This is a genomic window from Neopararhizobium haloflavum (assembly GCF_002750855.1).
Lineage (GTDB): Bacteria > Pseudomonadota > Alphaproteobacteria > Rhizobiales > Rhizobiaceae > Georhizobium > Georhizobium haloflavum.
On record NZ_NWUC01000003.1, the window covers coordinates 322,053 to 335,405 of the forward strand.

The 13,353-nt window shown below is 59.6% G+C and carries 13 protein-coding genes; 10 read left to right on the forward strand and 3 right to left on the reverse strand.

Annotated elements, in window-relative coordinates; all coding sequences use genetic code 11:
- The first annotated feature begins 239 nt into the window (after positions 1–239).
- The 10 genes from CN673_RS09180 to CN673_RS09230 all read left to right on the forward strand — a co-directional run bounded on the left by CN673_RS09180 (position 240) and on the right by CN673_RS09230 (position 7,882).
- Positions 240–965 (forward strand): ImmA/IrrE family metallo-endopeptidase, encoded by a 726-nt coding sequence (locus tag CN673_RS09180; protein WP_099865949.1) that lies wholly within the window; start codon positions 240–242, stop codon positions 963–965.
- On the forward strand, positions 962–1,240 hold the full coding sequence (locus tag CN673_RS09185; RefSeq protein WP_099865950.1) for a helix-turn-helix domain-containing protein: 279 nt from the start codon (positions 962–964) through the stop codon (positions 1,238–1,240). The genes CN673_RS09180 and CN673_RS09185 overlap by 4 nt, the downstream gene beginning before the upstream one ends.
- A 14-nt stretch (positions 1,241–1,254) precedes the next feature.
- Positions 1,255–1,932: a hypothetical protein gene (locus CN673_RS09190; protein WP_099865951.1), complete on the forward strand. Its 678-nt coding sequence runs from the start codon at positions 1,255–1,257 to the stop codon at positions 1,930–1,932.
- 265 nt (positions 1,933–2,197) lie between these two features.
- Positions 2,198–2,650 carry a DUF2924 domain-containing protein gene (locus CN673_RS09200; protein WP_099865952.1) on the forward strand — a complete coding sequence of 151 codons (453 nt, stop codon included), beginning with the start codon at positions 2,198–2,200 and terminating at the stop codon, positions 2,648–2,650.
- On the forward strand, positions 2,647–3,972 hold the full coding sequence (locus CN673_RS09205) for a recombinase family protein (protein ID WP_099865953.1): 1,326 nt from the start codon (positions 2,647–2,649) through the stop codon (positions 3,970–3,972). Before CN673_RS09200 ends, CN673_RS09205 begins: the two co-directional genes overlap by 4 nt.
- Positions 3,969–4,361 carry a hypothetical protein gene (locus tag CN673_RS09210; protein WP_099865954.1) on the forward strand — a complete coding sequence of 131 codons (393 nt, stop codon included), beginning with the start codon at positions 3,969–3,971 and terminating at the stop codon, positions 4,359–4,361. The genes CN673_RS09205 and CN673_RS09210 overlap by 4 nt, the downstream gene beginning before the upstream one ends.
- 303 nt (positions 4,362–4,664) lie before the next feature.
- Positions 4,665–4,886, forward strand: coding sequence for an excalibur calcium-binding domain-containing protein (locus CN673_RS21100; protein WP_198585968.1), 222 nt, complete (start codon positions 4,665–4,667; stop codon positions 4,884–4,886).
- 210 nt (positions 4,887–5,096) lie between these two features.
- Positions 5,097–5,294, forward strand: coding sequence for a hypothetical protein (locus CN673_RS21105; RefSeq protein ID WP_198585959.1), 198 nt, complete (start codon positions 5,097–5,099; stop codon positions 5,292–5,294).
- A 164-nt stretch (positions 5,295–5,458) separates the two neighbouring features.
- Positions 5,459–5,701 carry a hypothetical protein gene (locus CN673_RS09225; protein ID WP_210200117.1) on the forward strand — a complete coding sequence of 81 codons (243 nt, stop codon included), beginning with the start codon at positions 5,459–5,461 and terminating at the stop codon, positions 5,699–5,701.
- A 201-nt stretch (positions 5,702–5,902) separates the two neighbouring features.
- Positions 5,903–7,882 carry a hypothetical protein gene (locus CN673_RS09230; protein WP_198585960.1) on the forward strand — a complete coding sequence of 660 codons (1,980 nt, stop codon included), beginning with the start codon at positions 5,903–5,905 and terminating at the stop codon, positions 7,880–7,882.
- Between the two features lie 119 nt (positions 7,883–8,001).
- Here CN673_RS09230 and CN673_RS09235 read toward each other — a convergent pair whose 3' ends face one another.
- The 3 genes from CN673_RS09235 to CN673_RS09245 are packed head-to-tail and all read right to left on the reverse strand — an operon-like array spanning position 8,002 to position 12,840.
- Positions 8,002–10,542: a DEAD/DEAH box helicase family protein gene (locus CN673_RS09235; protein ID WP_099865956.1), complete on the reverse strand. Its 2,541-nt coding sequence runs from the start codon at positions 10,540–10,542 to the stop codon at positions 8,002–8,004.
- The gene (locus CN673_RS09240) at positions 10,535–12,190 is read right to left on the reverse strand and encodes an Eco57I restriction-modification methylase domain-containing protein (RefSeq protein WP_099865957.1); all 1,656 of its coding nucleotides are present in this window, start codon (positions 12,188–12,190) and stop codon (positions 10,535–10,537) included. The genes CN673_RS09235 and CN673_RS09240 overlap by 8 nt, the downstream gene beginning before the upstream one ends.
- The gene (locus tag CN673_RS09245) at positions 12,187–12,840 is read right to left on the reverse strand and encodes an N-6 DNA methylase (protein WP_099865958.1); all 654 of its coding nucleotides are present in this window, start codon (positions 12,838–12,840) and stop codon (positions 12,187–12,189) included. The genes CN673_RS09240 and CN673_RS09245 overlap by 4 nt, the downstream gene beginning before the upstream one ends.
- Positions 12,841–13,353 lie beyond the last annotated feature (513 nt).

The following is a 13,353-nucleotide window of genomic DNA, read 5'->3' on the forward strand; positions in this document are numbered from 1 at the left end:
CCACGAGACGACTGCCAGCGATGAGGACGAATGGGGTGTAAAGGGGCGTTCTTGAATGCCGCCGTTTTATTCTACCAATTCAGATCAATGACTTAACCAGTCATCGCCAACGGCTTCGGAGATCGCTGGCTCTTCACATTAGGATTTATTCCCCAGCGTGTGACAGCGCGACTCGACTCGGGAAAGTTGAGAACATAATGTGAACATAACTGTTAACTGAACGCGCAACAGGAGGCGTCATGACCATCGCCGTTCACTATCCCGAAGACCCCACGACAGGCGCGCCACGGATGACGTCCGCGCCGGCGATCTGGATGGTCGCCGCGCAGGTGCGTCGGCAGCTCGTTGGTGGCACCCCGAACGCGATCAATGCCGAGTTGCTGATGGATGCCATCGACGGCGTGGCGATCAACGGCTACCGGTTTGACGTCGTTTGGGATAGCGATCATCCCGTTCATGACGATGCCGGCCAGCCCGTTTTCGGGGTGTGTGAAACAGATCACGACACTCCGGGCCAAGCCTATGTCTCGGTCAACGGTCCCCTGCTTGCTGGCCGACCCGATCTTCTGGTCAGCACCGCGGCCCACGAACTCGGCCATGTCATTTTCGACGTACCGGCTGGCTATCGACGCTACCGCGCCGTGACGTCCTCGGCGGGTGCATTGCTGGCAAACGAGCGCGTCTCGGAATGGCGCGCCAATGAATTCATGGGGGCGCTGCTTGCGCCCGCGTTTCAGTTGCATCGCGAACTGCTACGGTTGGCGCAGTCGGAGAGATTGCGACTAGTCCGCGCCCCCAATCATGGCCGGCCCGGTTGTCCCGTCGTTTGTGTTGGCGACCGGCCGGATGCCTTTGCGGGGGTGGTTGCAGCGCTCGCCGAGCGCTTCAATGTTTCCGACAGCTTCGTTGATGTGCGGCTGCGGCGCTACGGCCTCGTGGCCGACCAACAGGGAGCCAGGTCATGAGCTTCGGATCCATCGTCAGGAGCCGCCGCAATGATCTGGCGATCGGGCTCAACGACTTCGCTGAGCGGATCGGCGTGTCGCCGGCGTACTGGTCGCGGATTGAACGTGATCGCGAGAAGCCCCCGCGCGACGAACTGATTGAACGCACGGCTGCAATTCTCGGGGTGCGTCTTGACGAGTTGTTCATCGAGGCAGAGCGCCTGCCGCCTGACATGCAACGCGATATTGGCAGCGTCGTCCAGGTCTACAGGCGCATGCGCGCCGTCCATCGCTAACCGGGGAATGCGTCATGGCGATACTCACCAAGCCGTTCTACGATCTCGATGAAGTCTGCACGCAATGGGGTCTTAACGAGCGAGACCTGACGGCGTTCGTGCTTTCCGGGGATCTGACCCTATCAGCCACGGTAGCGGGGCTGCGTGTCGTCTACGGCTATTTTGAGTGTATCGACGTCGATGAGGTGATCCGAATTCCGGAAGGACGCCGGGTCATCATTGGTACGGCCAATCTCGAACGTGATGACGCATGGACTGTGTTGCGCAAGGGGAACCATGGCATTACTCAACTCCAGGCTCCCGACGACAAGTTCATCGAGATCGACAACCATGCCTCGGGAGGCGTGCACGTGGTTGACCGCGACGATCTCGTGGTGCGCCGCGAGGAGATGGAACGGTTCGCAGCCGTTCATCTGGCCGGCGCAGCGGCGCGAGAAGAGTATGCTCCCCGCCGCGGTGCGCCCCAGAAATACGATTGGGACCGGTTCTGGACGGAGGTCTGCCGCCGGGTTCACGAAGAAGGTGTGCCGGCAACGCAAGGCGAGTTTGTTCGCCTGATGCTCGACTGGTTTGGCAAGAATGACATGGCTGAGCCGGATCAAAGCACGGTCAAGAAGAAGCTGAGCCCGCTTTGGCGGCAGATCGCTCCGCGCGAGATCGAGGCGCCGATCGTCCGGAGCAAGCGCGCTTGAGATTCATGCCATGTGAGAGGAGATCAGTTGGCGACCGGTAAATGACAGGCGAACGACACAATGCTGGAGCCTTCATGAACCCACTCCATCCCAACCATATGACGCCTGCCGAACGTCGTGCTCAGATCTGCGCGATTCTCGCCCTTGGGCTGATCCGGCTGCGCCTGCGACAGCGCGATGAATTCTCCAGTGAACGTGGAGACATTTGCCTACACTACCGGCCCGATCCATGCCGTCATGCAACCGCAATGGAGCGGAAAGTTACATGACGAACCATGATCCCATCCCCGCGCGTCTTACGGCGCTGAAGACGACGCCGACGCTCGAACTAAAGGCGCAGTGGCGCGATCTCTTCGACAGCGAGCCGCCGGCGTTCAATCGCCGCTATCTGGAGAGCAGGCTGGCCTACCGGATCCAAGAGCTGGCCTATGGCGGGCTGAAGCCCGAGACAATCCGACGGCTGGAACGGATGGGAGAGGAACTCGATGGCGGCGATCGCAAAAAGAGCCGCATCCGCGCCGACCTGAAGCCCATCACCGGCACGCGACTCATCCGCGAATGGCAGGGCGTCGAGCACGTCGCCACGGTAACGGCCGACGGTTTCGAATGGGAGGGGCGTCCCTACAGATCGCTCTCTGCCATTGCCCGCGCGATTACCGGTACGCGGTGGAACGGGTGGTTGTTCTTCGGTCTCAAAAACCACCGGAGGAGCGTATGACCAAGCCGCCGGAGACATCGAAAATCGTGCGGAAACTCCGCTGTGCGGTCTACACCCGCAAATCCTCCGAGGAAGGTCTGAGCCAGGAGTTCAATTCGCTCCACGCGCAACGCGAAGCCTGCGAGGCGTACATTGCCAGCCAACGTTCCGAGGGCTGGGTGCTCGTTCGCGATCAGTATGATGACGGCGGCATCTCCGGCGGTACGCTGGAACGGCCCGCGCTGCAGCGGCTACTCTGCGACGTAGAGGACGGTCTGGTCGATGTGGTCGTGGTCTACAAGATCGATCGGCTATCGCGCTCGCTGATGGATTTCGCCAAGCTGGTGGACGTCTTCGACAGGAACGGCGTTACCTTCGTGTCGGTGACCCAGTCCTTCAACACTACGACGTCGATGGGGCGACTGACCCTGAACGTCCTCCTGTCCTTCGCGCAGTTCGAACGGGAGGTGACGGCCGAGCGCATTCGCGACAAGGTCCGCGCAAGCCGAATGAAGGGCATGTGGATGGGTGGGTGGACGCCGCTCGGCTATGACGTGACGGACAGGAAGCTGGTCCTCAACGAGTCCGAGGCGGATCATGTCCGCTTCATCTTCAACCGCTTCATCGAGATCGGCTCCGCCACCGCCATGCTGAAGGAGCTGAGCGCTCGTGGCATCACCACCAAGACCGGCAACGTAATCACCAAGGGATATCTTTACCGGATCCTAAATAACCGGGTCTATATCGGCGAGGCGGTGCACAAGGGCGAGAGTTTTGCCGGCGAGCACGCAGCGATCGTTGATCGTGCCACATGGGACAAGGTCCACATCATCCTGTCAGAGAGCCCAAGGAAGCGCGCCGCGCGCACCCGGGCTGGGACGCCGGCGCTGCTCAAAGGGCTGCTTTATGGTCCGGACGGCGCTGTTTTCTCGCCGACCCATACGCGCAAGGGCGGCAAGCTTTATCGGTATTATGTTAGCCAGACCGTGCTTAAGCACGGCGCTGGATCATGTCCGATCGGCCGCGTGCCTGCGGGAGATATCGAAGCGGCAGTCATCGATCAGCTCCGCACCGTGTTACGCCAACCCGAGATCATCGTCGGCACGTCGAAGACGGCACAGGCACGCGATAGCGATGTCACTGAAGCCGATGCGCGGACGGCGCTACAGCAACTCGATCCGCTGTGGGACGAGCTGTTTCCGCCCGAGCAGACGCGTATCGTCACGCTGCTAGTCGAGCGGGTCGACATCGGTAGGGAAGGATTCGATATCCGCCTCAGGATCGATGGCCTCGCCGGGCTAGCACGCGAGATGATGGCCGGTGAGATTGAGCGCGCGGCATGACCTGCGCGACGCCAGTTCCCGAGACGGTAACGGTCCACGTTGCCTTCCGCGTCGTGAAGCGTGGCGGGCGCAAGGAGATGCGACTTCCCGATGGCGCCGCGCAGCCACGACGGACCGACGATGCGCTGGTCAAGGCGCTGGCGCGCGCCTTCCGCTGGAAGCGGATGCTGGAGTCGGGCGAGTTTTCCACCATCAAGGAACTGGCCGAGCACGAACGGCTGGCGTTCTCCTATATGACCCGCGTCCTGCGCCTGACGCTGCTTGCACCCGACATCGTGGAGGCAATCCTGGATGGTCGGCAGGCGCTTGAGATAACGCTGGCGAAAGTGACCAGTCCGTTTCCGGTGGAGTGGAAGAGACAGCATCACTGGCATTCAGAGGCGAAGTAAACACCAGTATCCGAACAACCCGCGTCGGAAGAGCACAGCTCTTTAGCGAATACGTTCACATACCCATAACCATGCATCTTCACCACCTGTTTCAACTGACGCGTGATACTGGTCGAACCTTAACGACGACAAAGGATGATGATGCGACATTCGCTTTGGGGGGCGCCGAAACAATGGGGTCGTTTGAACGACAGTCGCGAGCGGCGCACGCAAGACCTAAAGCGACGGTTCCAAGCTGTCAGCGCGCGGATTGAGCGCCCTGCGCAAATGCGGTGGCTGGCAAAGCAAGTCGGCATTGTCGCTATGATAGCCGTCAGCTCCTTTACCCTGACCTACATCGTTCTGGAGAGGAGCTCGTGGCCGCTTGGCATAACACTAAGGCACATCGCGTCGGCTCCGAACTGTGACGCTGCGCGCAACTTTGGTCTCGCGCCGTCGAGCCGGGGGCAGCCTGGCTACTACGATCGACATGACAGAGACGACGACGGGATCGCATGCGAGCCGTGGCCGCCCCACGATCAGTGACATCTCTTCCTCGGGACGCATCCTCAAGGTCCCGGAACCGCGCCGCCCGCACACGCGCCGACCCGTCCGCGATGCTGAAGGGGCTGCTTTAGGGTCCGAACGGCGCCTTTTTCTCACCGACCCACACCCGCAAGGGGCGGCAAGCTTTATCGGTACGAGGTCAGCCAAACTATTCTCAAACACGGCGCAGGATCATGCCCGGTCGGCCGCATGCCTGCGGGAGATTTCGAAGCGGCGGTCATCGATCAGCTCCGCTTCGTGTTCCGCCAGCCCGAGATTATCGTCGGCACGTGGAAGGCGGCGCGTCTTCATGCCGATGGCATCAGCGAAGCTGACGCTCACGCTGCCTTGCGGACGCTTGATCCACTGTGGGGCCGAATTGCCCCTCCGGAGCAGCAGGCCGCATGACCCGCAGCACGCCGATTCTGTACACTGTGACGTTGCACATCCCGTTTTGCATCATGAGGCACGGCGGACGAAAGGAGATACAGCTTTCCGAGAGTGCCGCGCAATCGCGGCGGACCTAACACGCCTTGGTCACGGCGCTGGCACGCGCGTTCTGCTGAAAGCGGATGCTGGAGTCCAGAGAGTTCGCAACCATCTCAGAACTGGCCGTGCGCGAAGGCATCGCACCCTCCTACACGACGCGCGTTCTACAACTGACCCTCATTGCTCCCGACATCGTCGAGGCGAACTTGGGAGGGGAGCAGGGGCCCGAGCTGACATTGGCGCGGGTGCTCGAGCCGTTCCCGCTGGAGTGGGAACACCAGGCGATGCACTTCGGCTCAGCGCCGTCTTCGCACCAACGCGCGTGACGAAATACTTTCATGCGTTGTCGCTTAGGCCTTGAAAGCTCTTTTCTGAGGAGGTCGTCCATGAAAAGCTGCATAGACGTGGCTGCGTCCCGGTACGGGCGTAGGGCGAGCAAAATTGATTGGCCGGTTGAGTTCATGGAAAGCCTTCTGCAAGGTCGCCTTCGTAATACCTACCTCGGTGCCTCGAAGGGGATAATCCCCTTGTACGAGGCGGTGGTCAACTCGATCCAAGCGATCGAGGACGATGCCGCCGCAGGTGCGGGGTCCGTCCGATCACACAACATCACGGTCAAGGTGATCCGATCACCGCAGAGCTCGCTTCAAATTGAAGGGCGAGGCGGTGCGCGCGAAAAGATTATGGGGTTCGAGGTCACGGACGACGGCATCGGCTTCACGGACGATAACTGGAAGTCCTTTCAAACGCTGGACAGTTTGTGGAAGGTTCAGCGAGGCTGCCGCGGTATCGGGCGCTTGATGTGGCTGAAGGCATTCAAACGCGTGCGGGTCGACTCAGTGTTCACGGAAGACGACGAGCTCAAGTGCCGACGGTTTCGCTTCGATGTCGCGCACGGTGTGAAGCCGGAAGGGGACGTTGGGGCTGCTTCCGGTCCCAAGCGGACCGTACTTTGGCTTGAAGGCTTCGAACCCCGCTTTGCCGAGCAGGCACCGAAAACAGCACGGATGATCGCCGTGGGTCTCCTAGAGCATTGCCTTTGGTACTTCGTCCGAGAGCAGGGCACGCCTGAGATTTTAGTCGAGGACGGGACCGATCGCCTGGTTTTGGATGAACTGTATGATGAGCACATGCACTCCGCCGCTCACGCGGAACCAATCGAAATCAAAGGCGAGCGTTTCGAGATCACGCACGTAAAGTTTCGCGCTGCCGTCAACAAAACTCACGGGTTAAACTACTGCGCAGCAGGGAGACTCGTGAAAGAAGAGGCTATCCAAGGGAAGATCCGCGGGCTGGCCGGGGCCGTGACGGACGATCGAGGACAGTTCACCTATGCCGCGTACCTTACGAGCCCCTTCCTGGACGATCGCGTCGTTGAGCAGCGAATAGGCTTCAACATTGAGGACGAGGTGGACGGAATGTTTGCCGCCACTGACATTTCTTTCGGGGACATCCGAGAAGCGGTCCTACCACGCGTTCAGGAGTTCCTTTCAGATGCGCTCCAGCAGAACATTGCGGCCGGCAAAGAGCGGGTGGCGACGTTCGTCGCTAAGAAGGCGCCCCGATACCGCCCCATCCTTGCGCATATACCCTCCGACGAACTGGTCGTTGACGCTAACATCTCGGACGCCAACCTGGACGCCTTGCTGCACAAGCACCTGTTCCGAGTGGAGCAGAACCTTCTAAGGGAAGGGCACAAGGTGCTGTCGCCTGGCGACGATGAAACTGAGGAGGCATACGAGAAGCGCCTTGACGACTACTTGCAGAAGGTATCGGACCTGAAGCAGTCCGACTTGGCAAACTATGTCACGCACAGGCGCGTGATCATTGACCTCTTAGCGAAGGCCATCGAACGGGACGCATCGGGTCGATACGTCCGCGAGGACGTTATCCATGAACTAATTGTGCCGATGCGCGTCACGTCGGACGACCTTGCGTTTCGCCGCCAGAGCCTTTGGCTTCTCGATGAACGGCTCGCGTTTCACGACTTCCTCGCATCAGACAAGCCCATTGCGACCATGCCGATAACCGAGAGCGCTTGCGGCAAGGAGCCTGACATTGCCTCCCTGCGCACGTTCGACAACCCGCTTCTCGTATCGGACAAGGTGACCGGACCAGCCGCATCGCTCACGGTCGTGGAGATCAAGCGGCCAATGCGCAGCGGCTTCAAGGCGGGAGAGTCCGAAGAGCACGATCCGATCCTGCAGGCGTTGGGCTACCTAAGGCGGTTACGGGAGGGCGCGAAGGCGAAGAACGGCCGACCGATTCCGAATGCCGACAAGATTCCGGGGTTCGTCTACGTGGTTGCGGACCTGTCCGATCATCTCAGGCGTTGCTGTGAACTCCACCATCTCAAGATCACGGCCGACGGTATGGGCTACTTCGGCTACCACCCGAGCTCCTTTTACAATGCCTATATTCAAGTGATCTCATTCGACGGACTGGTGGCGTCAGCTACCGAGCGCAATCGAGCTTTCTTCGACCGCTTGGGACTGCCAAGCGTCTAGCGACTAGCGCTTTCGTTTTGGAGGGTCCATGCGCAGCTATTGCATCGCGCTGGGTTCACGTACCGTCACATTGGCGCGTAACAGTTCGGCTTGTCGTCCGCTTCAGTCTTCGATCGTAGTCATTCTCTCGCGACCACAGTGTCATACAACCCATAATGCGTCAGTCCTTTGTGGCTTTCGATGCCCGTGTACCGCAATGAGGCGTCCTCGTAGCGTCGGAAAGCGAAGACCGCCTGGTTCATCTGCTCGGTATTGAACACCTTGAGGCGCACGAGCAGATGAAAATCCTTTACCGTCAGTCCTGTGACAATCAGAAACAGGTCGGGCTCAAGCTTGGTGATTACGTCCTGTAAAGTATTCTCGCGAAAATCGGTAAGGTACATAAACGCCGGAATCCGGGTCGCGAACTTTATCAGCTTCTCCTGCACAAGCTTCCGCTTAGATCTGTACTCCTTTTCCTCGGCGGTGAGTTCTTTTCTGTCCTTATCGGTGAGACCGCCATTCTTGGCCTTGTTCTTGAGTTTCTTGACCTTCTCGCTCTTGTTGATGATCGTCTCGATGATGTTGTCACCCAACGTCCGCCACCCCTCGATGCGTTCTACCGCTGCCATTGCCTCGGGGTTGTCTAGGACACGACGCAGGGTTTCATTGTCCACGTTCACCAGCATCGCGCTTTCCCATTTGCGCGCGAGCAGCGTCGCCGAGGTTCCGGCCATCGCGATGTCGAGGATGCCACCAGCATCAATCTGCGTCATGTTCGCGCCGTCGTAGGCCAGCACCGGCAGAAACGACACGAGGTCCTTTACGGCATTCTCGGGGTTGGGCTCATTCGGGGCCAGGCCGATCCCGTACTCGGACAGCTGACGCAGCGCCCGCGTCGGCGCGAAGTCGAACACGAAGCAGATCGGCTTTAGGATCTCCTCCTCGTTGGGATTGTCGCCATTCGGGTTTTTGATGGACCACGGAGACTGAACGCGAAACGCCGCTTGGAAGTAAGTCTCCGGCGATTTCAGGTTGCGGAGCATCATGATCGAGGACCATTGCGGCACGGTCACGCCGGTCGTCAGCTTGCCGCAGGATAGGGTGATCGTCTTTGTGTCGAAGCCGCTCCCGATCGCTTTGCGTACTGGCGGCAGCGCATCTAGGCCGATCCCTGCCGAAGCACCGGCAGAAACAATGACGTCGTAGTCGTGCCAGAAGGTGTTGTGCTTCTCAGCCAGCAGGTTCGCCATCGCGTGACACGCCGCCACATTGGGCAGAAACCAGAACGCGTGCTGTAGGTATGGCAGTAACCGCACATCCGAGTACGGGAATGGCGGCCGAGTGCCCGTCTTGAGACTTTCGACAGCTCGCGGTGCGTATTGGCCGCGGATGATGTCGAGCCACTTCTGTACATCGTCCTTGTACTTGAATTGAGCGCCTGTCCCGATGCCGGTCGCGGAGAAGAACTCGTTCAGATCGAATTCGTCGAACTCCCCGGCGCTTGCGATGGCCAGGAGCTCATCGGGCATCTGATATGTCAGGAGCCTCATCTGTGGCAGTGCGCCATAGGGGTTCCATTTGTCCGGATGCTTGGCAGCGAAGTCCGCTTTGGCGCGTTGCTCCTCCGTGTAGGTCCAGTTGAAGATCTGTTCCTCGATGAACTCGCCAGTTGCGAGCGCCTTGAACGGCGTTCCGGACAGATAAAGGTATGCCCGCGTCGCGATCGGCAGGAACTCGGTCTCGTCGTTGGACAAAACATTGAGGTCTTCGTTCACGCCGTCGAGGCCGGGATCATACTCCAGCTTAGCCTCCTTCTTGGCGACCGCCTCTTCCTCGCCCTCGAACAGTTCTTTCGCGGTCTCCCGCCAGGCACCGAAATGGTACTCGTCGAACACGACGAGGTCCCAGTTCACCTGGTGGAGCCACTCGTTCTTCGCCTTGATGTTCCCTGCCGCATCGCGGCCCAGGAGGTCCTGGAACGACCCGAAATAGACGACGGGCTTGGAACGATCGATCTGGGTTGGGTCGCCGCCGGAGCTCTTCGACAAGTATTGCCAGCCATCGAAATCGACGTGGCTCTCGAGGTCGGTCTGCCACGCATCCTCAACTGCGGGCTTGAAGGTGACCACGAGCACCCGCTTGGCGCCGAGCTTCTTCGCGAGTTGGTAGGTCGTGAAGGTTTTGCCGAATCGCATCTTGGCGTTCCAGAGGAACCGCGGCACCGCGTGCATGTCCTCTGCCCAGCGGGTCATGAAATAGCCGTGCGTCATGTCCACGGCCTCGGCCTGCTCCCGGCGCATCGGGAACGTCAGGTGATGGTTGCCGCTGAACTTCTTGCCAGTCCGCAGCTCGGTCAGGACGGTCTTCACGTCGCTCAGCGTGCAGCGCACCCACTCCAATTCGCTGTCCGCAAACCCTTTGCGGGCAAGGGCGGCTCGGACCTCGTGGTCGGTGAAGACTGGGCCGTCGTCCCGCTCGGCGGGTTCGTCCAACTCGATGCGGTAGTTCTTGATGGCTGCCGTCTTGAGCTGCTCGGCTACGCGCCGCTTCACATCGCGCGTCGTCTGCCCGATCTTGAGAAGGCCGGCGTGCGCATCGTCGGCGATGGAATAGGCGTAGATGCGGGGTCGGGCTTCAGGCTTCGGGGCGAGGATTTCATCGATGCTGGGCTTATGCATCGTCGCCGTCGTCCACCGAGACGTCGCCCAACAGATCGCTCGCCACTTCCATGGGGCGGACGATCTTCTCGACGAAGGCGATCTCGTCTTCCGACAGGCCGTAGTGGGCATACAGAGCTTCGTCGGTCCACGTCCGAGTCCAGTCTTGAACTGGCACGAAGGAATAGACGTAACGGGTCACGTGCTGAGAGGACTTGTGTAGCAGGATTAGGAAGCGCGTAAGGCGGCACGAAAGGTAGGAAAGCGCGCTTTCCGCCTGCTCCTTGGTGTCGAACGGGCCAATGCAAAGGTAGGTCTCGGAAGAGATAGAGTCCGGCTTTCCGATAAACGGCGTGCTGATGATCCGGTGTGGATAGGTGTCCCTATTCCCCGTACCGGGTGCTGCATAACCCACGAAGAGCTTCCATGCGCCGATTAGGCCAAGACCTGTAGTGATTGCACTTCGTGGCGTGTAGCCGATGCCACCATTCTGGTGGACCATCAAATCATCAGCAGACTGCTTCTTCTCTTTGCCTTTGAACTTGGTCTCAAGTCCGAACGGCTTTCGGGAGCTAACGAGCCTCCCAAAGCGCTGAGCTTCTGGCAATGACAAGACCTTGTCCTGCCCAGTTTCTCGCGAAACGACTTTGCGAAGAATGGAAACGCCTTCATTGTAACGAATAAAGATCTCGGCGCCTTCTTCGAGCAAGGGCCGCGTGGCCTCTGAAACCGGCCAATCCTTGAAATGCGTGGCGACCCAGCAAGGGCCGCGGTTGTCCTTGTCCCACAGGAAATAGCAGACACCGCCTTTCAGGCCCACGCCCGGGAATACGTCCGCAGCGCTCAGGAAGTCATCAATCGAGCGAAGGCGATCATCCTTCAGCATCGACTCGCGAAAGTCGTCGAGACCTTTGCCTCCGGAAAACCAGCGGGATGGGATAACCATGGTCAGGTAGCGTGGTTCGAGGTTCTTCGCCTGCTCGACGAACTTCTGGTAAATCGGGGCGGCGCTGGTTCCGTGCCCACCATCGTCCAGCTGATACGGTGGATTTCCGATGATCACGTCGAAGTGCATGTCGCCTCCAAAGAGCTCGGCAACCCGAGTCTTGATGTTGTCGGTATGAATGAATGCATAGGCGTGGGTCTCGAGTCCCTCGCCGCGGTCGAGCGATGCCTGGCTGGCGCCGCAGAACTTGCACTTTCCGTCCGTCCAAGTGTGCTCGGAGCGCTCGAACCAGATGTTTCCAGCGTCACTATTGAAGCGCCTAGTCACGGAGTGCGCGCCATTGGCATGCTTCGAGCAATAGACGCTGCGTCGCGCCAGCATGGCGGTCAGTTGGGTAATGCCGATGCCGAACACCTGCTGCGACAGGATATGGTCAACGCGTTCCCGAAGGTCCGGGATTTCGTCAGCCAGCCCCGCGGTGAGGCGGACGGCGATTTCGCGAAGGAACACGCCAGACTTGGCGAAGGGGTCCAGAAACTTCACATTCCGGTCGGCCCAGATGTTCGCGCCGTCGTGCCCTGCCGCCCAAGCCTCCGCAAGTGTATCAAGCATCCGGTTCGCGAACTCGGGTGGCGTGAAGACCTCGTCGTTCGACAGGTTCGCGATGCAGGTCAGCACGTCGGGATTGCGCCCACGCAGGGCAAAGCCAGCCCGCACGCTCATGCAGCCTCCATCGGCGTGCCACCGCAGCCAGCGGCGAGGTCGCGGACCGTCATCGGCGGGTAGGTCCTGATTGGGGTGAAGAGCTCATGCTTGCCGAGATGCGCGAACAACGATCCTTCCGCGCTGAACCTTGATGAGCCAGTAAGGACGTCTAGGCGGAAGTCGCGCCGCTGGAACTTGCCCCTGCCGATATAGCCCCATTCGGCGAATGTGATCGGCTCACTGTCATGCCTTCGCATCGTGACCGCGTCACCATGGAGGAGATTGCACGACAGCACGAAGGATGCGGCGCGATACAAGTCGTCCGATGTATCCAAACCGAGATAGTCCGAAAATATCTCGATCAGGTTTGCCCGGCACTCAGCGAGGTTGTCTTCGAGCAGTTCAATGCCGTAGATGCACATTAAGCCTAGAAGCGCATAATGCCTCTTCTCGAAATCAGATTTCCCGAATTTGATTTCGACGGCGGCAAGCTTTCGCTGCAGAACTCGAACCAGAAAATTGCCACTCCCGCAGGCCGGTTCGAGAAAACGTGAGTCAATTCTGTCCGTCTCTTCCTTGACAAGGTCGAGCATGGCATCGACCAGCCATGGCGGCGTGAACACTTCGCCATGGTCGGCAACTCGTTTCTTTGATCTTATCAGGCTCATGTTCTAATGATGGCAGCTTGGCTCGACCCGGTAAACATGAGATGAGCGCCTCGCGATATGTTTGCGGCCTATGCGGTCGAGAAGCGTGCAGATCGGAGGACCGCGCGGGTAGAGATACTCCCCGTATTGCTATCTCCCAGACCCGGCAGGTTGCCAAGCGTTCCTCATCGCGTCCACTTCGAGCGGGGTTTGCCCTAGTTCACCACGCCGGGCGTCACGGCGAGCGCAGACTGCTTTGCCTGCCTGACGACTTTGGCTTCCTTTGCTCCGACCCAAAGTTCGATTTCTGTTCCATCACGCCGAACGCCACCGGCGTCGAAGTGTTCAGGGCGACCTCGGAAGAACATCGCAATACCAGTGCCTTGAAAGCTATTCACCAAATCGGCGCAGTCATGAGGTCCGGAGAATATCGGCCTTGAGAGAACGCTTCCGGGCCACCGCGCACCGGGGCCAGTGCTCAGCCCCTCCCGCATAACCCTAGAAAACAACGGAAAAATCCGGCCGCAGCTGAAT